The following is a 21,723-nucleotide window of genomic DNA, read 5'->3' as shown; positions in this document are numbered from 1 at the left end:
TTGCCTCGCTTCGGTTAATGGCAGGTTAAGGTGCGCGATCCGTTTCCTGCGCATCCGGGCCACCGTCGTCCGCATGGCGCAGGAAACGGATCGCCCGGCGGGGTCATGCCCGGCACAGAAGGTCCATCAACCACGGAGCCTTCCCATGACCCTATCCAACAAGACCGTTATCGTCACCGGCGCCTCCTCGGGCATTGGCGCGGCATGTGCTCGTCTCTTTGCGCGCGAAGGCGCGAACGTCGTCATCGGCGCGCGCCGGGAAACCCGCCTGCGCGACATCGCCGCCGAGATCGCCGCCAGCGGTGGCAACGTCGCCCATCTTGCGGGCGACGTCCGCGACGAAGCTTTCGCCCATGCGCTGGTGGACCTTGCCATGGACCGTTTCGGCGCCCTTCACGGCGCGCTGAACAACGCTGGCATCACCGGCCCGGCGCTGCCAATCCCCAAGCTTTCGGTCGAGGACTGGAACGCGGTGATGGAAACGAACCTGACAAGCGCCTTCTACGGTGCCCGGCATCAGGTTCCTGCGATCCTCGAAAGCGGTGGTGGCTCGGTTGTATTCACGTCGTCCTTCGTCGGGCAGACCGTCGGCCTGCCGGGCATGGGCGCCTATGCAGCCGCCAAGGCAGGGTTGGTCGGGCTGGCGCAGGTTCTGGCTGTCGAGCACGGCGCGCAGGGTCTGCGAGCGAACACGCTGATGCCGGGCGGCACACTGACCGAGATGGCCGGCGACGATGCAGGCTTTCACGAGTTCGTCCGGGGCTTGCATGCGCTGAAACGGATGGCTGCGCCGGAAGAGATCGCGGAAGCCGCTCTGTTCCTGATCTCGGATCGCGGGTCTTTCGTCACCGGCACGTCGCTATACGCCGACGGCGGCAATTCGGTCTGCAAGACCTAGTCCCGCTTCGCCTGCCGCCGGTCGAAGGTGGCGACCCGCCAGACGTAGACCGCGATCAGCCCGATGACGACGCCGGTCGAAACCGGGTCGAGCCACGCCGCGACAAGGTCATAGCCGCTTTCCAGCCAGTACCCCAGCATCGCCAGCAGGGTGGTCCATAAGAAGCTGCCGATGGCGCTGAGCAACAGGAACCGGCCCTGCGACATCCGTTCGATCCCGGCAGGTACCGAGATCAGCGTTCGGATCGCGGGGATCAGCCGCCCGATAATCACGGCGCGGCCTTCGTGGCGGCTGAACCAGTCGCCGGCGCGGTCAAGTTCCTCGGGTGCGATCGAAAGCCAGCGGCCGTGGCGTTCGGTCAGGCGACGCAGGCGACTTTTGCCATAGGTCCGACCGATCCAGTACCACATCCATGCGCCTGCAAGGGTGCCGACCGTGCCCCAGAAGATCACGATGGGCAACGACATGTCGCCCCGCGCCGCGTTGAACCCGGCCAGCGGCATGATCAGTTCAGAGGGGATCGGCGGGAACACGTTCTCGAGGAACATCAAAAGCCCCACGCCAAAGCCGCCCATCGCGTCGATTATGCCAGTGATCCAATCGAACAAGTGTTTCTCCCGAAAACAAAATCGCCCCGGGGATCAACCCGGGGCGACGTTTCGCTGTTCCGTTCGACGCAAGGTCAGCTTTTCATGCTGTCCCAAAAGCTTTTCACCTTGGTGAAGAAGCTCGAGGACTCGGGGTTGTTGTCCTCGCCCAGTTTCTCGAACTCTTTCAAAAGCTCTTTCTGGCGCGAGGTCAGGTTCACCGGCGTCTCGACGGCCAGTTCGATGAACATATCGCCGACGCCACCGCCGCGCAGCGCGGGCATACCCTTGCCGCGCAGACGCATTTGGCGACCCGATTGCGACCCCGCCGGGATCTTCACCCGGCTGCGGCCACCGTCTATCGTCGGAACCTCGATGTCACCGCCCAGCGCGGCGGCCGTCATCGACACCGGGACAAGGCAGAACAGGCTTTGTCCGTCGCGTTGGAACAGCGCGTGCTCTTCCACCTCGATGAAGATGTACAGATCGCCCGTCGGCCCGCCGCGCAGACCCGCCTCGCCTTCGCCGGCAAGACGGATGCGGGTGCCGGTTTCGACTCCCGCCGGGATGTTGACCGACAGCGAACGGTCTTTCTCGACCCGGCCGGACCCGCCGCAGGCACGGCAGGGGTTCTTGATGATCTGGCCGATGCCGCCGCAGGTCGGACAGGTCCGTTCCACGGTGAAAAAGCCCTGCTGCGCGCGGACCTTGCCCATGCCCGAACAGGTCGGACAGGCTGTGGGTTCGGCGCCACCTTCGGCCCCGGTGCCGGTGCAGGTCGAACACTGCACAGAGGTCGGGACCTTGATGGTCTTTTGCAGGCCCTGATGCGCCTCTTCGAGCGTGACGCGCAGGTTGTACCGCAGGTCAGAGCCGCGCGTGGCGCGCTGACGTCCGCCCGCACCGCCGCCGCGGCCGCCCATGAAGTCGCCGAACAGATCGTCGAACACATCCGAGAAGGCGCTGGCGAAGTCGCCCTGCCCGGCACCGCCGCCGGGACGAGGCCCGCCACCCATGCCGCCATCGAAAGCCGCGTGACCGAAGCGGTCATAGGCTGCTTTCTTCTGCGGATCCTTCAGGGCGTCGTACGCCTCGTTCACTTCTTTGAACTGGGACTCGGCATCCGGATTGTCGTGGTTACGGTCGGGGTGAAGTTCCTTGGCCTTCTTGCGATAGGCTTTCTTCAGCTCTTCAGCCGTCGCACCCTTCTGGACGCCGAGAACATCGTAAAAGTCACGTTTTGCCATTTAGATGTTCTCTCCTAACGCAAAGACCGGCCCCGGTTTTGTCGAGGCCGGTCCAAGCGCATCTGGCGACGCTTACGAAGCGCGCTTGTTGTCGTCGAGGTCCTCGAAGTCCGCATCGACGATGTCGTCGTCGACGCCGCGCGGCTCTTCGCCTTCATCGGAACCGGCGTCACCGCCTTCGGCCTTCGCTTGCTCGGCCTTGTAGATGGCCTCGCCCAGCTTCATCGCGGCCTCGGTGACGTTCTGGATGCCGCCTTTGATCTTGCCGGCATCTTCCGTCTCAAGCTGTTCCTTGAGGTTGGCGATGGCCAGTTCGATGGCTTCGATCGTGGTCGGATCCACCTTGTCCGAATGCTCTTCCATCGACTTCTCGGTCGAGTGGATAAGGCTTTCGGCCTGGTTCTTGGCTTCGACCAGCTCGCGGCGACCTTTGTCCGCCTCGGCATTCGCCTCGGCGTCGCGGACCATGTTCTCGATCTCGTCGTCCGACAGACCGCCCGACGCCTGGATCGTGATCTTCTGCTCTTTGTTGGTGCCTTTGTCCTTGGCACCGACGTGGACGATGCCGTTGGCATCGATGTCGAAGGTCACCTCGATCTGGGGCAGGCCACGCGGAGCGGGCGGGATGTCTTCAAGGTTGAACTGACCCAGAAGCTTGTTGTCCGCCGCCATTTCCCGTTCGCCTTGGAACACGCGGATGGTCACCGCGTTCTGGTTGTCCTCGGCGGTCGAGAAGATCTGCGACTTCTTGGTCGGGATCGTGGTGTTGCGGTCGATCAGGCGGGTGAACACGCCACCCAGCGTCTCGATGCCCAGCGACAGCGGGGTCACGTCCAGCAGCACGACGTCTTTCACGTCACCCTGCAGCACGCCGGCCTGAATGGCGGCACCCATCGCGACGACCTCGTCCGGGTTCACGCCCTTGTGGGGCTCTTTCCCGAAGAACTTGGTCACTTCCTCGATGACTTTCGGCATCCGGGTCTGACCGCCGACCAGCACGACCTCGTCGATGTCCGACGTTGTCAGACCGGCATCTTTCAGCGCGGCTTGGCACGGCTTGATCGAGTTCTTGATCAGGTCGTTGACAAGGCTTTCCAGCTTGGCGCGGGTCAGCTTCATGACCATGTGCAGCGGCGCACCGTCCGAGCCCATCGAGATGAACGGCTGGTTGATCTCGGTCTGGCTGGCGGAGGACAGTTCGATCTTGGCCTTCTCGGCAGCTTCCTTCAGACGCTGCAGGGCCATCTTGTCCTTGGTCAGATCGACGCCGTTCTCTTTTTTGAACTCCTCGGCGAGGTAGTTCACGATGCGCATGTCGAAGTCTTCACCGCCCAGGAACGTGTCGCCGTTCGTGGACTTCACCTCGAACAGGCCGTCGTCGATTTCCAGAATGGTGATGTCGAACGTACCGCCGCCAAGGTCGTAGACGGCGATCGTCTTCGACTCTTTCTTGTCGAGGCCATAGGCCAGCGCGGCCGCGGTCGGCTCGTTGATGATGCGCAGCACTTCGAGACCGGCGATCTTGCCGGCGTCTTTCGTGGCCTGACGCTGTTGGTCGTTGAAGTACGCGGGAACGGTGATGACCGCCTGCGTCACTTCCTCGCCAAGATAGTTCTCGGCGGTTTCTTTCATTTTCCCAAGGATGAAGGCAGAGATCTGCGACGGCGAGTAGTTCTCGCCCTTCACCTGGACCCACGCGTCGCCGTTGCCGCCGTCAACGATGTTGTACGGTACGAGATTTTTGTCTTTCTCGACTTCGGCGTCGCTTACGCGGCGGCCCACAAGGCGCTTGACCGCGAAGACGGTGTTGGTGGGGTTCGTGACAGCCTGCCGTTTGGCGGACTGACCGACAAGGCGCTCGTCGTCGGTGAAACCGACAATGGACGGCGTCGTCCGTGCGCCTTCGGCGTTTTCGATCACTCGGGGTTGCGAACCGTCCATGATGGCGACGCAGCTGTTGGTCGTCCCGAGGTCGATACCGATGACTTTAGCCATGCTCAAGATCCTCTCTTTCGGCGATGTTGCGGGGCTCGGCCCTATGAGGCACCGTGCCCCTATCCCATGAATTGCAAAGAGTGTTTGGCCTACCCGTTGCGGCTTCTCGGCGTATATAGGGAGGGGGGAAATACGCTGCAAGCGAGTCCGCCGCTTTAAAATGACGGTTTTTGACAGTTACGTGATGAAGTGACCGATACACCGCTGACAGTTCGGGGATTCAGGATTTTCAAGGGGTTTCTCGACGGCCCCGCGCAATCCGGCATGGCGACGGACATCCGCCGCGTGGTGGCTGCCGCACCGCTGTTTTCGCCCATGACGCCCTATGGAAAACCGATGTCGGTTCGCATGACCTCTGCCGGCAAATACGGCTGGTTCTCGGACCGGAAAGGATACCGGTACGTGCCGCAGCATCCGTCCGGCGTGGCATGGCCCGCGATCCCCGAAAGCGTGCTGGATTTGTGGCGCAAAGTGACGGGGCTGGAGCGCCAGCCGGACTGCTGCTTGGTCAATTTCTACCCGCCCGGCGCGCGCATGGGGATGCATCAGGACAAGGACGAGGCCGACTTTTCGTTCCCCGTCGTGTCGATCTCTTTGGGCGATGACGGGCTGTTCCGGATCGGCAACGACAGCCGTGGCGGCAAGACGGAATCCATCTGGCTTGGGTCCGGCGATGTCGTGGTGATGGGGGACGCGGCGCGGCTGACCTATCACGGCGTCGATCGCATCCGGCCGGGGACCTCTACTCTGCTGGACGCGGAAGGGCGGCTGAACCTGACACTTCGCGTCGTCGACTGAACCCAACGACCGATTTGCACGCGGTCAGGGACTGTGCGGTCCTTGCCGCTTCGATATATCGGCGGACAGGCTAAGACGGATCGTTTCCAGCGCGGTGTTTCGACACTCGCCACACACGGTGAAGGGCCCGGACATCCGCATGTGCTGGCCGGTGCGATACGGGTCGACCCACGTATCGCCGATCTTGTAGCGGCAACAGACAGAGCAGCGGGCCGAACTTTCCTGTCCATCATGAGAGCTGAACTGCGGCGGGTCCGGCGCGGCGATCCGTTGCAGCAGCCGGTGCGATACCCCAACCTCGTCCGGCCCGGTGCTGCAAACCGACATGCGATAGTACCGTTCTTCGTCGGGCATGTCGCATCGGTAAGCGATGTGCAGCGGAACATCGTGCCCACGCGACCAGTGGAAAAGCGCCTCGAGATACTCGCGCGTGTCCCGTCCGGACACGAAGTCCCACAGACGCCGCCCGATCACGCTGGCCGAGGTCAGCCGCGTCGCGCCGTTGCGCGTCGTGCTTTCATCCCAGTTCCGGCAGACCCAGGTGATGCGGGAACTCCGGTCGATACGGTATTCCGTGAACATCGCCCATCTCCCGAGGGCCAACCCGAATAACAGAGACTGTATTCCCCGCCCAGCGCGCCCGTAAACGTGTAGCTTGGATGCAGGAAAAGGCGCGCGGTTACTTGCCGGCGCCCCAGCTACGGGATGCGTGTTTGCGTGTATAGAACTCGCCCATCATGCCGATCATGATCAGGACCAGCGACAGGATGATCGGATAGGTCACGCTGCTGTAGTGCGGGTTGTAGTTCAGGAAAACGAACCCCCGCGCCTGATCGATGCAGTGAAACAGCGGGTTCCAGTCGAACATCGCCAGCATGTAGGTCGGCATCGTGTTGGCGACGAACATCTTGCCCGACGCCACCATGTTGGCGCGGGTATAGATCTGCGACCCGATGTTCACGAAGTTCGGCGCCCACGGCTTCATCGCCAGAAACACCAGCCCCACGGCGCACCCCGAGAACCACGACAACAGCACCATGCCGTAAGCGGCGACGGGATGCAGGATGTCGATGCGGGTAAAGGCAACGTGGTAGACGAACAGCACCACCACCAGCGCAAGCGTCTGGATGTACAGCGTCCCGATCGCCGCCGACGCGATGGCGATGGTCGTGTTCATCGGCCCATGCTGCATCATCGGGGATGTGGGCCCTTCGGACCCCAGAACCGCGCTGACCGCCTTGTTGTGGGTCAGGAACAGGAAGATCCCCGACATGATATACAGCAGGAAATCGCCCCGGATCGCGTTGCCACGCAGGCCGAGGATGGCGAACATCACCCAAAACACCGCGACCAAGATCACCGTCTGCATGATCGACATCAGCAGGCCGACCACCGCGTTGCCGTGGCTTTTGCGGATGTTGCGGACGGTGGCGTGATAGATCAGCTCGACAATGGCGATCGCCGACTGAAGCGTCGTCTGCCTTGGTCGCTGCTGGAACATCCCGGCCTTCCGCTGCCTGCCTGACGGCGCTTTCCCGGTCATTTTTGCAGGGAATTGTTGCCGTTCCGTTGTTGGAGAAGCATAAGAGGCGCCGAGTTGTTTATCAATCGCAAGCTGCCGGCAGTGCAGCGAAGGAGAGGCCCTTGGACTTCGACAAGCTCGTACCCCTGATCCGGCGCCTGGCGCTTGAGGCCGGGGATGCCATCCTCGAGATCTACCATTCCGACGACTTCGAGGTGCGGTCGAAATCCGACGAAAGCCCGGTCACCGAGGCGGACGAAAAAGCCGACGCGCTGATCTCGGCCGGGCTGCGCGCGGCGTTTCCCGACGTGGCGCTGGTGACGGAAGAACAGGCGGCGTCGCACGGACAGAACGTTTCGACCTTCCTGATCGTCGACCCGCTAGACGGCACCAAGGAATTCGTCCAGCGCCGGGGCGATTTCACCGTCAATATCGCCTTCGTCGAAGACGGCGTGCCGGTGCGGGGCGTCGTCTATGCCCCCGCGAAAGAGCGGCTGTTCTACACCCTCGCCGACGGCACCACCGTGGAAGAAACCGGCGCGTTCGACAAGGAAACGCCGGGTCCGGTGACGCCGCTGAACGTCTCTAACCCGGACAATTCGGCCCTGATGGTCGTCGCCTCGAAGTCGCACCGCGATCAGGCGACCGACGATTACATCGGCAAGTACGGCGTGAAGGACATGACCTCGGCTGGCTCGTCGCTGAAGTTCTGCCTTGTCGCCACCGGCGAGGCCGACCTGTACCCGCGTCTGGGCCGCACGATGGAATGGGACACCGCCGCTGGCGACGCCGTTCTGCGCGGCGCGGGCGGCAAGGTGGTGCGGTTCGACGACCACAGCGTGTTCACCTACGGCAAGGACGGTTTCGCCAACCCGTTCTTCATTGCTTACGCTCCCGGCGTCGACCTGAAGGCGGCTGAATGAAGGTCCTGATCGTCATCCCCGCGCGCTATCCCTCGACGCGCTACCCCGGCAAGCCGCTGGTCGGCCTGCGCGGCGCCACGGGTCAGTCCCGCAGCCTGATCCAGCGGACGTGGGAAGCCGGCATGGCGGTCAAAAGCGCGGACCGCGTGGTCGTGGCCACCGATGACGACCGCGTGCGCGAAGCCGCCGAGGGCTTTGGCGCCGAGGTGGTGCTGACGTCCGACAAGGCGCGCAATGGCACCGAACGCTGTTCCGAGGCGCTGTCGGTGCTGGGCGGTGGCTACGACATCATCGTGAACCTGCAGGGCGACGCGCCGCTGACGCCGCCTTGGTTCATCGAAGAGCTGGTCAGCCAGCTCGACAAGCATCCCACGGCCGAGGTCGCGACTCCGGTTCTGCGGTGCGATGGCCGCGCGCTGAAGGATTTCCTGTCCGACCGCAAGGAAGGCCGCGTCGGTGGCACCACCGCCGTGTTCACGCGCGACCGCCGGGCGCTGTACTTCTCGAAAGAGGTCATCCCCTACACGTCCGAAGACTACGGCGATGACGATCCGACCCCTGTGTTCCACCACGTCGGTGTCTATGCCTACAAGCCGTCCGCGCTGGCGTCCTATCCGCTGCTGAAGATGGGTCCGCTGGAACAGCTTGAAGGGCTGGAACAGCTTCGGTTCCTTGAACACGAACACCCGATGCTGTGCGTTCAGGTCGAGGCGCGCGGTCACAAGTTCTGGGAGTTGAACAACCCCAGCGACGTCGCGCGGATCGAGGCCATGCTGAAGGCGATGGGCGTGGAATGACGGCGACGGCGAGTGTCATCGTCGTCAGCCGCAACCGTCCCGATTTCCTGACTCGCTGCCTGACCGGCATCGAACAGCTGTCTCATCCCGCGTTCGAGGTCATCGTCGTCGCCGATTCCGTCGGGCTGTCCGCCCTTCGCGACGCCGGGTTTGGCCAACGTGTCGTCATGGCAGAATTCGACACGCCCAATATCTCCGCCGCGCGCAACGTCGGGCTTGGCCTTGCGGCCGGAGACCTTGTTGCCTTCATCGACGATGACGCGGTGCCGGAACCGACGTGGCTGGATCACCTGACCGCTGCGTTTTCGGACCCCACCGTCATGGCCGCTGGCGGGTACGTCATCGGGCGCAATGGCATCACCTTCCAGCAGCTTGGGCGGCGGGTGGACCGGACCGGCGCGCACGCGCCGCTGCCGCTGTCTGGAACCGCGCCACAGGTTTTTGCCGGATCTCCGGGGCAGGGGATCAAGACGGAAGGCACAAACTGCGCCTTCCGCGCCGAGGTGCTGCGCCGGATCGGCGGTTTCGATCCGTCCTACCGTTTCTATCTCGACGAGACCGACGTGAACCTGCGCCTTGCTGCGCTGGGTCATCGCACCGCGATCGTTCCGCTGGCTCAGGTTCACCACGGCGTCGCGCCCTCGGCCTATCGCCGGGCCGACCGGATGCCGCGCAGCCTGACCGAAATCGGTGCCAGCCAGATGGTGTTCCTGCGCCGCCACGCGCCGGACCTTGCCCATGATCCGGTGCTGGACGAAATGCGCCGCGACCAGCGCGCCCGACTGCTGCGGCACATGGTGGCCGGAACCTGCGAGCCGCGCGACGTGGCCCGGCTGCTGAAGACGCTTGAAGCGGGCTTTGCCGAGGGTCGCGCCAGACCGTTGCCTGTGCTTTCGCCGCTTCCGCATCCCACGCGCGCTTTCACAGCGCTCGCGCCGCGAACACGCTTTACCGAGACCAGAACGCTGTCGGGCCGACCGTGGTCCGCCGCCGCCCGTCGCCGTGCCGCGATGGAATCGGTCCGCGACGGCGCGCGGACGACTCTGTACCTGTTCGGGCTTACGACTCTACGTCATCGTGTGCGTTTCCGCGATGAGGGATTTTGGGAACAGTCCGGTGGATTGTTCGGAAAATCGAAACGGTCCGATCCCAACTTTCGACCAATAAATTTCACGAATCGCCTGCAGAGAGAGCGTGATCGAACCGCTGATGTTCGGATTGTGGCCTGATGCTGGCATTTTTTTGCGGACGCGCGTCATTTTCCGCTTTGGCGCTCGAAATCCGGCGTTGCCGCGCCATCATGTGCCAAGACATCCCGGCACACCCGTGCTAGGCAACCACTACAACAATTCGAGGTGAGGTTATGTCTCGCAAAGTAACCAAGGCCGTATTTCCGGTCGCAGGCATGGGGACCCGCTTTCTCCCCGCGACGAAATCGATTCCCAAGGAAATCATGACGTTGGTGGACCGCCCGCTGATCCAATATGCGATCGACGAGGCCCGGGCCGCCGGCATCAAAGAGTTCATCTTCGTAACCTCGCGCGGCAAGAACGCGCTTGAGGATTACTTCGACCACGCGCCCGAGCTCGAGTCCTCGCTGAAGAAGAAGGGCAAGACCGACCTTCTGGACGTGCTGGAAACGACCAACATGGATTCCGGCGCCATCGCCTATGTCCGGCAGCACAAGGCGCTGGGCCTTGGCCACGCCGTGTGGTGCGCCAACCGCCTGATCGCGCCCGACGAGCCCTTCGCGGTTCTGCTGCCCGATGACGTCATCGCCGCCGAGAAGCCCTGTCTTCAGCAGATGACCGAAGCCTACGAGGAAACCGGTGGCTGCATGGTCGCCGCGATGGAGGTTCCGCCCGAGAAGGCGAAAGCCTACGGCGTGCTGGACGTTCAGGAAGATATGGGCTCGATGGTCAAGGTGAAGGGCATGGTCGAGAAGCCCGAAGACGGCAAAGCGCCGTCGAACCTTGCTGTGATCGGCCGCTACATCCTGAACAACAAGGTTCTGAACAACCTGTCGATGAAGCAGAAGGGTGCTGGCGGCGAGATCCAGCTGACCGATGCCATCGCGGCGCAGATCGATTCCGATCCGGGCGTCTATGGCTACCGCTTCCGCGGCCAGCGGTTCGACTGCGGGTCCAAGGCCGGTTTCCTGCAGGCCACCGTCGCCTTCGGCCTTGCCCGGGACGAGCTGAAGGACGAATTCGGCGAGTACCTGAAGCACATGGTCGCCCTGCCCAAGGCAGCCCAGTAAACCAAAGACGGACACCGCCCGATGAAGCATGTTCTTGTCACGGGCGGTGCCGGCTATATCGGCTCTCATGCCTGCAAGGCGCTGGCCGCCGCTGGCTATGTACCCGTCACGTTCGACAATCTCTGTACCGGCTGGTCGGACGCCGTGAAGTTCGGCCCGCTGGAACAGGGCGACCTGACAGACCGCGCCGCGCTGGATCGAGTCTTCGCCCAGTATCAACCCATCGCCGTCATGCACTTCGCCGCCCTCAGCCAGGTCGGCGAGTCCATGCGCGAGCCGGGGATGTACTGGCGTAACAACGTCCTGGGCTCGCTGACGCTGGTCGAGGCCGCAGTCGCCGCCGGGTGTCTTGATTTCGTGTTCTCATCGACTTGCGCCACCTATGGCGATCAGGACGGCGTGTTGCTGGACGAGACGACGCCGCAGCACCCGATCAACGCCTATGGCGCCTCGAAGCGCGCGGTCGAGGATATCCTTGCCAACTTCGGCGAAAGCCACGGTTTGCGTTCGGTGATCTTCCGTTACTTCAACGTCGCGGGTGCCGACCCCGACGGCGAGGTGGGCGAGTTCCACCAGCCCGAAACCCACCTGATCCCGCTGATGCTGGATGCCATCGACGGCAAGCGTCCCGCGCTGACCGTGTTCGGCACCGATTACGACACGCCCGACGGAACCTGTGTCAGAGACTATGTGCACGTCATGGATCTGGTCGATGCCCACGTTTCGGGTCTGAAATGGCTGGAAGACGGCAAGGGATCGCGCGTGTTCAACCTTGGCACCGGCTCGGGGTTTTCCGTGCTGGAGGTGATCGACCACAGCCGCGAGGTGACCAACCGGGACGTGCCCTATGAAACCGGCGACCGGCGTCCCGGCGACTGCGTAAAGCTGGTGTCGGGCAGCACCCGCGCCAAGGCCGAACTGGGCTGGACGCCGCACCGTTCGACGCTGAAAACCATGATCACCGATGCATGGCGTTGGCACCAGAACGGCCATTACGACAAGTAGCCTGCGCGGCATTCCCGGACCGGTGCCGCTGCGCTAGGCTTTCGCATCGCCATCCGAAGTAGCCGCCATGCCGCCGCCCGCCCGCTGTCTTGACCTGACCAGACTTGTATCCCGACAGGGGCGCGGCCCGCTGACCGGCATCGACCGGGTCGAACTGGCCTATCTGCGCCACCTGCTGCGCGCGCCACAGCCGCTGTATGCGTTGGTCCGAACGCGGTTCGGGTTTCTGCTGCTGGATGAAGACGGCGCGCGGGCTGCGCTGGACCGGTTCGAGGGGCGCGCGCAATGGGGCAAGTCTGATCTGCTGGGCCGACTGTCGCTGCGGGCCCACCCGATGAAGCGTCGGGCCGAAGCCGACCTGCGCCGCCGGGCCGTTGCCCGCTGTCGGCACGGTGCGCTGGGGCGGGCGCTGCTGGCAGAGCTGCCGCCGGGCACAGTCTATTTCAACACCGGGCATTCCAATCTTGCCGATGACACGTTGGCGGCATGGCGGGCGCTGCCCGATGCGCGGATTGCCGTGCTGATACATGACACGATCCCGCTGGACCATCCGCAGTTCCAGCGTCCCGGCACCGTCTTCAGCTTCCGCGAAAAACTGGCCCGCACCGCCGCCCATGCCGACGTGGTGATCTGCACGGCAGAGGCGACGAAGGCCGATGTAGCACGCTGGATGGCGGCGCTGGGCGGTGCGCCGCGAACGCTGGTCGCGCCCTTGGGGATCGACGCCGCCCGGCCGGATCCGGCGCATATCCCGGCGGACCTGTCCCTAACCAAGCCGTTCTTCGTCGCGCTGGGCACGATCGAGCCGCGCAAGAACCACGCTCTGCTGCTGGATGTCTGGGACGCGCTTGGCCCGGACGCGCCCTATCTTCTGATCGCGGGACGCCGTGGCTGGCGGAGTGAACAAGTGTTCAGTCGGCTGGACAAGATTGCCGCGGTGAACGGTCGTGTCATAGAACGGCCGGACCTTGACGACGCCGCGGTCGCTGCGCTGCTAAAACAGTCCAATGGCTTGCTTTTCCCAAGTATGGCAGAGGGTTACGGCCTTCCGCCGCTGGAAGCCGCGGCGTTGGGCGTGCCGGTCGTCTGTAGTGACCTGCCCGTGATCCGCGAGCTGCTTGGGGATAAGGTCGTTTACCTGCCACCCGACGATGTGTATCTGTGGAAAAAAACAGTAATAGAACTGGCAGGGCACGGTCGGGCGGATCACGACAAGGCAGACGCGGCATTGAAGCTTCCCGCATGGGATGCGCATTTCAATCGAATATTAAACGTCTCGTGATACCGGGGATATGATCGGGCCAAGATCCTGTCGGAGGGATTTGAGTGGGCGCCTGGATGTCATATCGACTGCGGCTGCAGCGCAAACGCTGGCGGATCCGCGCGTTCCGTAAACGGCGCGAGCTGTCAGAGGTGGCAAAGCGCACGTCCGACATCCGGCCCGACGACATCGTCGCCTTCACCACGCTTCGCAATGAAAAGGTACGGCTGGAATACTTCCTGAAGTATTACCGCCGGCTTGGCGTCGATCACTTCGTGATGGTCGACAACGGGTCCGACGACGGCAGCCGCGAATACCTGGCCGACCAGCCCGACGTGTCGTTGTGGAGCACCGGCGCCAGCTACAAGCGGTCGCGTTTCGGGGTCGATTGGCTGAACTGGCTGCAATGGCAGTACGGGCACGGCCACTGGTGTCTGACGGTCGATCCGGACGAATTCCTTGTCTATCCGTTCTGCGACACCCGCCCGATCCGCGCGCTGACCGACTGGCTGGACGCGTCGTCGATCCGGTCGTTCTCGGCCATGCTGCTGGATATGTACCCCAAGGGCCCGATCGACGCTTTCCCCTACAACTCGGGGCAGGACCCGTTCGAGATCGCGAACTGGTTCGACAGCGGCAACTACACGACGATGCGCAACCACAGGTTCGGCAACCTCTGGATACAGGGCGGCCCGCGTGCGCGGGCGTTCTTCCCCGATAAACCCGAACGGGCACCCGCGCTGAACAAGATCCCGCTGGTCAAGTGGCACCGGCACTATGCCTACGTCAGCTCGACCCACATGCTGCTGCCGCGCGGGCTGAATGCCGTCTATGACGAGTGGGGCGGCGAGAAGGCGTCAGGCATCCTGCTGCATGCGAAGTTTCTGGACACCTTCAGCCAGAAGTCGGCCGAGGAACTGAAACGCCGGCAGCACTATGCCAACAGCCACGAATACCGCGCCTATCACGACAGGCTGCAGGACAACCCGGACCTGTGGTGCAAGTGGTCCGAACGCTACATCAACTGGCGCCAGCTAGAGATTCTGGGACTGATGTCCAAGGGGAACTGGGCATGACGGTCGGCGTCGTCATGCTGGTCCACAACGCGTTCGACCGTGCCGAACAGGTCGCGCGGCATTGGTCCGCGGGCGGCTGTCCGGTGGTGATCCACGTCGACCGCAAGGTGCCGCAGCCAGCCTACCAAGCGTTCGTGAAGGCGCTGTCGAAGCTGGACAATGTCCGGTTCTCGAAACGGCACCGGTGCGAGTGGGGGACGTGGTCCTTGGTGGCCGCGTCACAGACCGCATCGGAACAGATGCTGGCGGAATTTCCGGACGTGACGCATGTCTACCTTGCCTCGGGGTCTTGCCTGCCGCTGCGCCCGATCGAGGAATTGCAGCGATACCTTGCGGATCGCCCGCACACCAATTTCATCGAGTCCGTCACGACCGAGGACGTGCCGTGGACGGTCGGCGGCCTCAGCCTTGAACGGTTTACCCTTCGGTTTCCGTTCTCTTGGAAGAAGCAGCGCAAGCTGTTCGACAGCTACGTCCGGCTACAGCGCCGGTTCGGCTATCGCCGCCGCGTGCCGCAGGGGCTGGAACCGCACCTTGGCAGCCAGTGGTGGTGCCTGACCCGTCAGACGCTGTCCGCAATTCTGGAAGACCCGGACCGCGCCGTGTACGAGCGATACTTCAAGCGCGTATGGATTCCGGACGAAAGCTATTACCAGACGCTTGTCCGCCTGTATTCGAACATGGTGGAAAGCCGGTCGCTCACGCTGTCCAAGTTCGATTTTCAGGGCAAGCCGCACATCTTCTACGACGACCATCTGCAGCTTTTGCGGCGGTCCAACTGCTTTGTCGCGCGCAAGATCTGGCCCCGGGCGAACCGGCTGTACGATGCGTTCCTTGCCACCGGCGAAGATGCGCCGTCGCTGGCGGAACCCAACCCTGGCAAGATCGACCGTATCTTCGCCAAGGCGGTGGAACGCCGGACGCGGGGACGCGCCGGGCTGTACATGCAGTCGCGCTTTCCCAATCCGGACTGGGAGAACGGCAAGACCTGCGCGCCCTTTTCCGTGTTCGAAGGCTTCGCCGACCTGTTCGACGATTTCGAGGGGTGGCTGGGCAAGATGGTCGGCGCCCGGGTCCACGGGCCGTTGTTCGCGCCGGGGCGGGTGCATTTTTCCTCGCGGCAGCGGATCTATGCGGGCGCGCTATCCGACAGCGCCGCGCTGCGGGATTACAACCCGGTGGCCTTCCTGACCAACCTGATCTGGAACACGCGCGGCGAGCGGCAGTGCTTCCAGTTCGGCCCCCGCGACAATCAGGAACCCGCATGGTTCATGGCGACGGACAGCAACGCGCAGATCTCGGTGATCACCGGGGCGTGGGCGGTGCCGTTGTTCCACTCGAACCTGAACTTCAAGGACATCCGGCGCGAGGCCGCACGCCTTCAGAAGATCGAGGCGGAACACCTGCATGTCCTGCGCTCGCCTCACACCAAGGCACGTGTGCGGATCTGGTCGATGGCGGATTTCGTCGAAAGCCCGATGGAGCCGCTGCAGACCATCATCGACGAAATCGGCGTGCGACACCCGCGCCGCCTGACCGAAGCGCCGCGCATGGTCGACCTGCAGGGCTTTGGCCACTTCCTGCAGAACCTGAAGAACCAAGGGATGCAGCCGCACCTGATGGGCGACTTCCCCGCCAGCGACCGGCAGGGGCAGGCACAGGCCAGTCCGCGCAAACCCTACCTTGTGAAGAAGTGACCCGATGGCGCAGTTCGACTATTTCATCGTGTTCGCCGAAATGCGGACCGGCTCGAACTTTCTTGAAGAGAACATCAACGACTATCCCGGCCTGACCTGCCACGGAGAGCTGTTCAATCCGCATTTCATCGGCAAGGCGGACCGGTTCTCGTACATGGACGTGTCCATGGCCGAGCGCGAAGAAGACCCGCTGCGCCTGCTGACCCGCATCCGCGAGCGGACAGAGGGTCTGGCCGGATTCCGTTTCTTCCACGACCACGACCCGCGCATTCTGTCCCACGCGCTGGCCGACCCGCGCTGCGCCAAGGTGATCCTGACCCGCAACCCGGTCGACAGCTATGTGTCCTACAAGATCGCGCAGGCCACCGGACAGTGGCGGCTGGGCGACATGAAGAAGGCCAAGACCGCGCAGGCCCAGTTCGACACCGAGGATTTCGTCGCCCATGTCGAGCGGTTGCAGGCGTTCCAGCTGACCCTGCTGCACGGGCTACAGACCAGTGGGCAAACGGCGTTCTACATCGCCTACGAGGATCTGCAGGATCTTGACGTGCTCGACGGTCTCGCGCGGTTCCTTGGCGTCGATCATCAGAAACGGCGGACGTCGAAGGCGACCAAGGTGCAAAACCCGCAGCCCCTGCAGGACAAGGTCGCCAACTTTGACGACATGCAGGCGGCGCTGGCGCGGCTGGACAGGTTCGACCTGAATCGCACGCCAAACTTCGAACCGCGCCGCAGCCGCGCGGTGCCGTCTTACGTCGCCGCCGTGAAGGCGCCGCTGATGTACCAGCCGATCCCCAGCGGCCCCGAGGCGCAGGTGCTGCCGTGGCTGGCCGCGCTGGACGGGGCAGAGCCCGAGCAACTGCTGACCGGCTTCTTCCAGAAATCGCTTCGGCAGTGGAAACGGCAGCACAAGGGCCACCGCGTGTTCACCGTGCTGCGCCACCCGGTGCTGCGCCTGCACGCCGCCTTCGCGCGCCATATCCTGCCGGTGGAGGGCCCCCGTGTCTTCCACGAGATCCGCGAGACGCTGCGCACCCACTACGGCGTCCCGTTGCCGAAGGATGGCCCGGGCCGGGATTACGACGCGAAGGCGCAGCACGCTGCCTTCCTTGGCTTTGCTCAGTTCATCGCGGGCAACCTTGGCGGTCAGACCAGCATCCGGGTGGACGAGGCGTGGGCCTCGCAGTTCGAGATCCTGCGCGGCATGGCAGAGGTGCAGCTGCCCGACATGATCCTGCGCGAAGACACCCTGCCCGAGGGTTTGGCCCAGCTTGCGGCACAGGTCGGCCTCGACGCCCCCGCGCCCCCGCCCTTCTTCGACGACGCGCCAGTCCCCCTTGCCGCCTATTACGACGACGAGATCGAGGCTGAAGTGCGCGCGGCCTATCAGCGGGATTACATGATGTACGGGTTTCGCGCCTGGCAGCGGGGCTGAACAGCCCCGTAAGGCGTCAGGCGGCTTCGCTGGTCGGAAGCTCGGTCAGGACCGCGTGCAGGGTCGCGGGGTCCTCGTTCGCGCGCAGCTTGGCGCAGATGTCCGGGTCACGCAGGGTGCGCGACACCAAAGCCAGCGCGCGCAGGTGGTCGACGCCCGATGCGGACGGCGCCAGCAGTGCGAACACCAAGTCGACCGGCTGACGGTCGACGGAATCGAAATCCAACGGCTTCTCGATCCGCAGGAACACGCCACGCACCTGATCCAGACCTTCAAGGCGGGCATGGGGCAAGGCAATGCCGTGCCCCACGCCGGTAGGTCCAAGCGACTCGCGCTCCATCAGGCTTTCGACGGTCCCGGATTGCGGCAGGTGATAGACCGACGCAGCAATCTCGCCCAGTTCATGGAACAGGCGCTTTTTGCTGGTCAGGCTGTTCAAAACCCGAACCGCTTCCGGCTGCAGAATGCTCGAAAGTTCCATGAACCTCTAGATTGCCTGTTGCAGGCCGTCGCGCCGATCCGTCGCTACTTTGCGTTGGCAGGATCGATCCAGCCTATGTTCCCATCATCCCGGCGGTAAACGACGTTGACCCCGGAGTTCCCTTCGTTCTTGAACACCAGCACCGGTGCGCCTGCCAGTTCCATCTGCATCACCGCTTCCCCGACAGAGAGCGAGGGGATCTTCGTCTGCATCTCGGCGACGATGATCGGTTGCAGGCTTTCGGGCTCTTCGCTGTGCTCGTCTTCCGTTGCGGCGAGGATATACGAACTTGCCTCAAATAGTTCAACAGGCTGTGCGCGGTCCTTGTGATGGTCTTTCAACCGGCGCTTGTAACGGCGCAGCTGCTTGTCCATCTTTTCAGCGCACCCCTCGAACGCAGCGTAAATCTCGTTCGCCCGGTCGCTAGCCTGAGCGGTCAGGCCGGTCGAAAGATGCACCACGGTTTCGCAGACGTATTCGTGCCCGCTTTTCGAGAAAATCACCTGCGCGTCGGTCGGTCGCTGCGAATACTTGTCGACGATCGTGCCCAGCTCGTTCTGCACGTGTGTCTGCAGCGCCTCGCCGATGTCGATCTGTTTTCCGGTGATCTGGTAACGCATGGTACCTCCTCGACTAAATGGCCATCAGACCGCACGCGCCAGTCGCGCGCGGTTCCAGATGGCAGGGATGATGTGCGAATTGCATCGTCCGTCGCTTCCGGCGAAGCCGGGCGTCTTCCGTGCGGGGCGCGTAAGCCCCTGCAAGAAGGGGAAATCCTGAGTCACGCATTACATCTATTGGCGCCCGCATCGGCCTTCAAGTCAACAGGCCAGAATGCGCCGAGCGCGGGAAATGCGCGAAATGAACGGACATTTCGACGCATTCGGTCAGGTGATGCGGAAGGATTGGCCAAGGTAGACGCGGCGCACGTTTTCGTCCCGCACGACCTCGTCGGTGGTGCCGCTCATCAGGACCTTGCCGTCGTGCAGGATATAGGCGCGGTCCACGATTTCCAGCGTTTCCCGCACGTTGTGGTCGGTGATCAGCACGCCGATACCGCGCGTTTTCAGGTCGGCCACCAGCCCGCGAATCTCGCCCACGGCGATCGGATCGACCCCTGCGAAAGGCTCGTCCAACAGCAGATACTTCGGATCAGCGGCCAAACATCGCGCGATCTCGACCCGCCGCCGCTCGCCTCCTGATAGAGAAAGGGCGCTGGCGCGGCGGATATGTGTGATCGAGAATTCGGACAGAAGCTCTTCCAGCCGGTCCTGTCTGCGTTTCCGGTTGGGTATCGAAATCTCGAGAATCGCCAGAATGTTGTCTTCGACCGTCAGGCCGCGGAAGATCGAAACTTCCTGCGGAAGATAGCCGATGCCCAGCTTGGCGCGGCGGTACATCGGCAGATAGGTGACGTCGCGCCCGTCGATCAGAACCTGCCCGCCCTCGGGGCTGATCAGGCCCGCGATGGCGTAGAAGCTGGTGGTCTTGCCCGACCCGTTCGGCCCAAGCAGCGCGACAACCTCGCCCCGTCCAAGCTCCAGACTGACGTCGCGGATCACCGTCTTCTTGCGATAGCTTTTGCGCAGGTTCACCACCCGCAGACCGGGCGCACCTTCCGTCACGCTGAACGGGGACACCGAATCCATCAGTTGTTGCCCGGGTTCAGGATCGTCTTCACCCGGCCTTCCATCTGCCCGGCGCCGGACGCCAGATTATAGGTCAGGCGGTCCGACGACAGCGCCGTGGCCCCCTGCGTGACCAGCACGTTCCCCGTCAGCACGATGGTGTCTTCCGACAGCGTATAGACGGCCTCTTCCGCTTCGGCGGCTTCGGTCGGGCCCGCGAAGGTCACACCGCCGAACATGCGGATCACGCGGATTTCGTTCCCGCCCTCGTCACCGGACCCGTATTCCACGACCATCCGCTCGCAGGTCATCACGACGTCGCCCTGCCCGACGATGACACCGCCGGTGAAGGTGGCCGTGCCGCCCTGCTGGTTCAGCGACAGTTCTTCCGAGGTGATCTCGACCGGCTGCGCGCTGTCGTGGTTTTCGACCCCAAGGCGCACCGTGGCCTGACCGAACGCGGGCGCGGCCGCAAGAAGGGTGACCGCCCAGAGGGCTGCAATAAGTCGCTGTGCCGAAATCATCTGGGCCTCATTGTTTCGGATCGTATAGCAGCTTCACGCCACCCTTGAAAACCAGCACGTAAGGGCCCGATCCGTCACCTTCGCTCACCAGTTCGGCATGACCGGCGTCCAGCGTCATGTCCGGCGCGGTCAGAGTCACGGCGCTGTCGGTCCACAAGCGCAAGGCGTCGAAGTCGATGGTCAGGTCGCCGGATTCGAGCGTCAGCCCGTTCGAGGATTCGATCTTCACGTCCCCGGTCATCCCGGCGGTTCGGGCGTCGTTGTCGATCTCTGCGGTGTCCGAAACGACGTCGACCCGGATGCCTTCGGGCAGATCGATGGCGGCGCGCACGTCGCTGCCCGACAGCCGCCCGGTGTTCTGGGGGTCCGGCACCGCCCGGTCGGCCGACAGGCTGAACGCGGCGCCGCCTTCGGTCATGCCGGAAAAGGTCGGCCCGCCGATGCGCGGCTCGTTCATCAACTCGTCGATGTCGATGTCGGAAAACGGGATGTCCTGCGCCGGGTCGATGGTGCGGGCGACAAGGAACAGGGTCGACAGGATCGCCAGCGCCAGAAGCGGCAGCAGCACCTTCAGCCACGATACAATACGGGAATAGGCGTTGTCGTAGGCGCGCATGGCTCAGCCCACGCCCGCACGCAGGCAGTCGTGCAGGTGCAGCAGCCCGACCGCGTTCGGGCTGCCTTCGGGCTCAACCACGAACAACGAGGTGATGCGCGCGCCGTTCATCTCGGCCACAGCCGTTTCGGCCAGCGCATCCGGCGCGATGGTGCGGGGCCCCACCGTCATCACGTCCGACGCGACGTGGTCCAGCAGCCCGGCCATGTGGCGGCGAAGGTCGCCGTCGGTGATGATCCCGGCCAGCGCGCCGTCCGCGTCGGTCACACCGATGACGCCAAAGCCCTTGCGGCTCATCTCGATCAGCGCCTCGCCCATCGCGGTGTCGCCCGCGACAAGCGGCATGTCCGCGTGCATCAGGTCGCGGACCTTCGTCAGCCGTGCGCCCAGCTTGCCGCCCGGGTGGAACTCGCGAAAGTTCTCGGGCGTGAAGCGCCGGTGCTGCATCAGCGCGATGGCCAGCGCGTCGCCCAGCGCAAGCGTCATGGTGGTCGAGGTCGTGGGAACCACGCCGGTCTCGCAGGCTTCCTCGGCGGGTGGCAACACCAGTTGCACGTCGCACTGCCGCATCAGCGTGCTGTCGGCGCGGCTGGCCACGCCGATCAGCGCGATCCCGAACCGGCGGGTATAGGCGATCAGATCGGCCAGTTCCGGCGTTTCGCCCGAGTTCGACAGAACCAGCACGACGTCGCCCCGCGCGATCATGCCAAGGTCGCCGTGGCTGGCCTCGGCCGGGTGCACGAACTGCGCCGGGGTGCCGGTCGACGCGAAGGTCGCGGCGATCTTGCGGGCGACGTGGCCGGACTTGCCCATGCCGGACACGATCACCCGTCCCGGCGCGGTCAGGATCGTCTCGACCGCGTCGGCAAACCCGTCGTCCAGCGCATCGGACAGCAACCGAAGCGCGTCGGCTTCGCGGCCGATCACCCGGCGTCCGGTGCTCAGGAAGGTGGTCTTGTCCATGCGGTGCGGC

General features: G+C 63.8%; 22 protein-coding genes. 11 read left to right on the top strand and 11 right to left on the bottom strand.

Annotated elements, in window-relative coordinates:
* Positions 1–145: 145 nt before the first annotated feature.
* Positions 146–898 carry an SDR family oxidoreductase gene (locus tag P1K30_RS07025; RefSeq protein ID WP_275631982.1) on the top strand — a complete coding sequence of 251 codons (753 nt, stop codon included), beginning with the start codon at positions 146–148 and terminating at the stop codon, positions 896–898.
* Here P1K30_RS07025 and P1K30_RS07020 read toward each other — a convergent pair.
* The 3 genes from P1K30_RS07020 to dnaK all read right to left on the bottom strand — a co-directional run bounded on the left by P1K30_RS07020 (position 895) and on the right by dnaK (position 4,727).
* Positions 895–1,506: a DedA family protein gene (locus P1K30_RS07020; RefSeq protein WP_275631981.1), complete on the bottom strand. Its 612-nt coding sequence runs from the start codon at positions 1,504–1,506 to the stop codon at positions 895–897. The genes P1K30_RS07025 and P1K30_RS07020 overlap by 4 nt on opposite strands.
* A gap of 74 nt (positions 1,507–1,580) precedes the next feature.
* Positions 1,581–2,732: a molecular chaperone DnaJ gene (gene dnaJ, locus P1K30_RS07015; protein ID WP_275631980.1), complete on the bottom strand. Its 1,152-nt coding sequence runs from the start codon at positions 2,730–2,732 to the stop codon at positions 1,581–1,583.
* A gap of 72 nt (positions 2,733–2,804) precedes the next feature.
* Positions 2,805–4,727, bottom strand: a complete 1,923-nt coding sequence (gene dnaK / locus P1K30_RS07010) for a molecular chaperone DnaK (RefSeq protein ID WP_275631979.1) — start codon at positions 4,725–4,727, stop codon at positions 2,805–2,807.
* Positions 4,728–4,916: 189 nt separating this feature from the next.
* Between dnaK and P1K30_RS07005 the strand changes: the two genes are divergently transcribed.
* Positions 4,917–5,525 carry an alpha-ketoglutarate-dependent dioxygenase AlkB family protein gene (locus P1K30_RS07005; protein ID WP_275631978.1) on the top strand — a complete coding sequence of 203 codons (609 nt, stop codon included), beginning with the start codon at positions 4,917–4,919 and terminating at the stop codon, positions 5,523–5,525.
* A 24-nt stretch (positions 5,526–5,549) separates the two neighbouring features.
* On the opposite strand, the gene P1K30_RS07000 is transcribed toward P1K30_RS07005, so the two are convergent.
* Together P1K30_RS07000 and P1K30_RS06995 are read right to left on the bottom strand one after the other, a co-directional pair.
* Positions 5,550–6,107, bottom strand: a complete 558-nt coding sequence (locus P1K30_RS07000) for a hypothetical protein (protein ID WP_275631977.1) — start codon at positions 6,105–6,107, stop codon at positions 5,550–5,552.
* Between the two features lie 97 nt (positions 6,108–6,204).
* Entirely contained in the window at positions 6,205–7,026 is an 822-nt protein-coding gene (locus P1K30_RS06995) for an ABC transporter permease (protein ID WP_275631976.1), read from the bottom strand.
* 143 nt (positions 7,027–7,169) lie between these two features.
* Here P1K30_RS06995 and cysQ point away from each other — a divergent pair, with 143 nt between their 5' ends.
* The 9 genes from cysQ (at position 7,170) to P1K30_RS06950 (ending at position 17,501) form a co-directional block, all read left to right on the top strand.
* A complete protein-coding gene (gene cysQ, locus P1K30_RS06990) occupies positions 7,170–7,970 on the top strand; it encodes a 3'(2'),5'-bisphosphate nucleotidase CysQ (RefSeq protein WP_275631975.1) in 801 nt (266 codons plus the stop codon).
* The gene (locus P1K30_RS06985; protein ID WP_275631974.1) at positions 7,967–8,767 is read left to right on the top strand and encodes a 3-deoxy-manno-octulosonate cytidylyltransferase; all 801 of its coding nucleotides are present in this window, start codon (positions 7,967–7,969) and stop codon (positions 8,765–8,767) included. Before cysQ ends, P1K30_RS06985 begins: the two co-directional genes overlap by 4 nt.
* A complete protein-coding gene (locus P1K30_RS06980; RefSeq protein WP_275631973.1) occupies positions 8,764–9,996 on the top strand; it encodes a glycosyltransferase in 1,233 nt (410 codons plus the stop codon). Before P1K30_RS06985 ends, P1K30_RS06980 begins: the two co-directional genes overlap by 4 nt.
* Positions 9,997–10,130: 134 nt before the next feature.
* Positions 10,131–11,027, top strand: a complete 897-nt coding sequence (locus P1K30_RS06975) for a UTP--glucose-1-phosphate uridylyltransferase (RefSeq protein ID WP_275631972.1) — start codon at positions 10,131–10,133, stop codon at positions 11,025–11,027.
* 21 nt (positions 11,028–11,048) lie between these two features.
* Positions 11,049–12,032 (top strand): UDP-glucose 4-epimerase GalE, encoded by a 984-nt coding sequence (galE, locus tag P1K30_RS06970; RefSeq protein WP_275631971.1) that lies wholly within the window; start codon positions 11,049–11,051, stop codon positions 12,030–12,032.
* Positions 12,033–12,099: 67 nt separating this feature from the next.
* Positions 12,100–13,314: a glycosyltransferase family 4 protein gene (locus P1K30_RS06965; protein ID WP_275631970.1), complete on the top strand. Its 1,215-nt coding sequence runs from the start codon at positions 12,100–12,102 to the stop codon at positions 13,312–13,314.
* A 56-nt stretch (positions 13,315–13,370) separates the two neighbouring features.
* Positions 13,371–14,369: a glycosyltransferase family 2 protein gene (locus P1K30_RS06960; protein ID WP_275631969.1), complete on the top strand. Its 999-nt coding sequence runs from the start codon at positions 13,371–13,373 to the stop codon at positions 14,367–14,369.
* Positions 14,366–16,066 (top strand): DUF5927 domain-containing protein, encoded by a 1,701-nt coding sequence (locus P1K30_RS06955; protein WP_275631968.1) that lies wholly within the window; start codon positions 14,366–14,368, stop codon positions 16,064–16,066. Before P1K30_RS06960 ends, P1K30_RS06955 begins: the two co-directional genes overlap by 4 nt.
* Positions 16,067–16,070: 4 nt before the next feature.
* Positions 16,071–17,501: a sulfotransferase domain-containing protein gene (locus P1K30_RS06950; RefSeq protein WP_275631967.1), complete on the top strand. Its 1,431-nt coding sequence runs from the start codon at positions 16,071–16,073 to the stop codon at positions 17,499–17,501.
* A gap of 16 nt (positions 17,502–17,517) precedes the next feature.
* On the opposite strand, the gene P1K30_RS06945 is transcribed toward P1K30_RS06950, so the two are convergent.
* The 6 genes from P1K30_RS06945 to P1K30_RS06920 form a co-directional block, all read right to left on the bottom strand.
* Positions 17,518–17,982, bottom strand: coding sequence for a PTS sugar transporter subunit IIA (locus tag P1K30_RS06945; RefSeq protein WP_275631966.1), 465 nt, complete (start codon positions 17,980–17,982; stop codon positions 17,518–17,520).
* 44 nt (positions 17,983–18,026) lie between these two features.
* Positions 18,027–18,602: a ribosome hibernation-promoting factor, HPF/YfiA family gene (gene hpf / locus P1K30_RS06940; RefSeq protein ID WP_275631965.1), complete on the bottom strand. Its 576-nt coding sequence runs from the start codon at positions 18,600–18,602 to the stop codon at positions 18,027–18,029.
* Positions 18,603–18,869: 267 nt separating this feature from the next.
* The gene (gene lptB, locus P1K30_RS06935; protein WP_275631964.1) at positions 18,870–19,631 is read right to left on the bottom strand and encodes an LPS export ABC transporter ATP-binding protein; all 762 of its coding nucleotides are present in this window, start codon (positions 19,629–19,631) and stop codon (positions 18,870–18,872) included.
* Positions 19,631–20,134 (bottom strand): lipopolysaccharide transport periplasmic protein LptA, encoded by a 504-nt coding sequence (gene lptA, locus P1K30_RS06930; protein ID WP_275631963.1) that lies wholly within the window; start codon positions 20,132–20,134, stop codon positions 19,631–19,633. The genes lptB and lptA overlap by 1 nt, the downstream gene beginning before the upstream one ends.
* 7 nt (positions 20,135–20,141) lie before the next feature.
* Positions 20,142–20,750 (bottom strand): LPS export ABC transporter periplasmic protein LptC, encoded by a 609-nt coding sequence (gene lptC / locus P1K30_RS06925; protein WP_275631962.1) that lies wholly within the window; start codon positions 20,748–20,750, stop codon positions 20,142–20,144.
* Between the two features lie 3 nt (positions 20,751–20,753).
* Positions 20,754–21,713, bottom strand: a complete 960-nt coding sequence (locus P1K30_RS06920; RefSeq protein WP_275631961.1) for a KpsF/GutQ family sugar-phosphate isomerase — start codon at positions 21,711–21,713, stop codon at positions 20,754–20,756.
* Positions 21,714–21,723 lie beyond the last annotated feature (10 nt).

This window comes from Psychromarinibacter halotolerans, assembly GCF_029168315.1.
GTDB lineage: Bacteria > Pseudomonadota > Alphaproteobacteria > Rhodobacterales > Rhodobacteraceae > Psychromarinibacter > Psychromarinibacter halotolerans.
This window is presented reverse-complemented; position numbering and strand designations above follow the sequence as displayed.

Coding starts and splice junctions, on each gene's coding strand:
- P1K30_RS07025 (WP_275631982.1), top strand. CDS start 146: ATGACCCTATCCAACAAGACCGTTATCGTCACCGGCGCCTCCTCGGGC.
- dnaJ (WP_275631980.1), bottom strand. CDS start 2,732: ATGGCAAAACGTGACTTTTACGATGTTCTCGGCGTCCAGAAGGGTGCG.
- dnaK (WP_275631979.1), bottom strand. CDS start 4,727: ATGGCTAAAGTCATCGGTATCGACCTCGGGACGACCAACAGCTGCGTC.
- P1K30_RS07000 (WP_275631977.1), bottom strand. CDS start 6,107: ATGTTCACGGAATACCGTATCGACCGGAGTTCCCGCATCACCTGGGTC.
- P1K30_RS06995 (WP_275631976.1), bottom strand. CDS start 7,026: ATGTTCCAGCAGCGACCAAGGCAGACGACGCTTCAGTCGGCGATCGCC.
- P1K30_RS06985 (WP_275631974.1), top strand. CDS start 7,967: ATGAAGGTCCTGATCGTCATCCCCGCGCGCTATCCCTCGACGCGCTAC.
- P1K30_RS06980 (WP_275631973.1), top strand. CDS start 8,764: ATGACGGCGACGGCGAGTGTCATCGTCGTCAGCCGCAACCGTCCCGAT.
- P1K30_RS06975 (WP_275631972.1), top strand. CDS start 10,131: ATGTCTCGCAAAGTAACCAAGGCCGTATTTCCGGTCGCAGGCATGGGG.
- galE (WP_275631971.1), top strand. CDS start 11,049: ATGAAGCATGTTCTTGTCACGGGCGGTGCCGGCTATATCGGCTCTCAT.
- P1K30_RS06965 (WP_275631970.1), top strand. CDS start 12,100: ATGCCGCCGCCCGCCCGCTGTCTTGACCTGACCAGACTTGTATCCCGA.
- P1K30_RS06960 (WP_275631969.1), top strand. CDS start 13,371: ATGTCATATCGACTGCGGCTGCAGCGCAAACGCTGGCGGATCCGCGCG.
- P1K30_RS06955 (WP_275631968.1), top strand. CDS start 14,366: ATGACGGTCGGCGTCGTCATGCTGGTCCACAACGCGTTCGACCGTGCC.
- P1K30_RS06950 (WP_275631967.1), top strand. CDS start 16,071: ATGGCGCAGTTCGACTATTTCATCGTGTTCGCCGAAATGCGGACCGGC.
- P1K30_RS06945 (WP_275631966.1), bottom strand. CDS start 17,982: ATGGAACTTTCGAGCATTCTGCAGCCGGAAGCGGTTCGGGTTTTGAAC.
- hpf (WP_275631965.1), bottom strand. CDS start 18,602: ATGCGTTACCAGATCACCGGAAAACAGATCGACATCGGCGAGGCGCTG.
- lptB (WP_275631964.1), bottom strand. CDS start 19,631: ATGGATTCGGTGTCCCCGTTCAGCGTGACGGAAGGTGCGCCCGGTCTG.
- lptA (WP_275631963.1), bottom strand. CDS start 20,134: ATGATTTCGGCACAGCGACTTATTGCAGCCCTCTGGGCGGTCACCCTT.
- lptC (WP_275631962.1), bottom strand. CDS start 20,750: ATGCGCGCCTACGACAACGCCTATTCCCGTATTGTATCGTGGCTGAAG.
- P1K30_RS06920 (WP_275631961.1), bottom strand. CDS start 21,713: ATGGACAAGACCACCTTCCTGAGCACCGGACGCCGGGTGATCGGCCGC.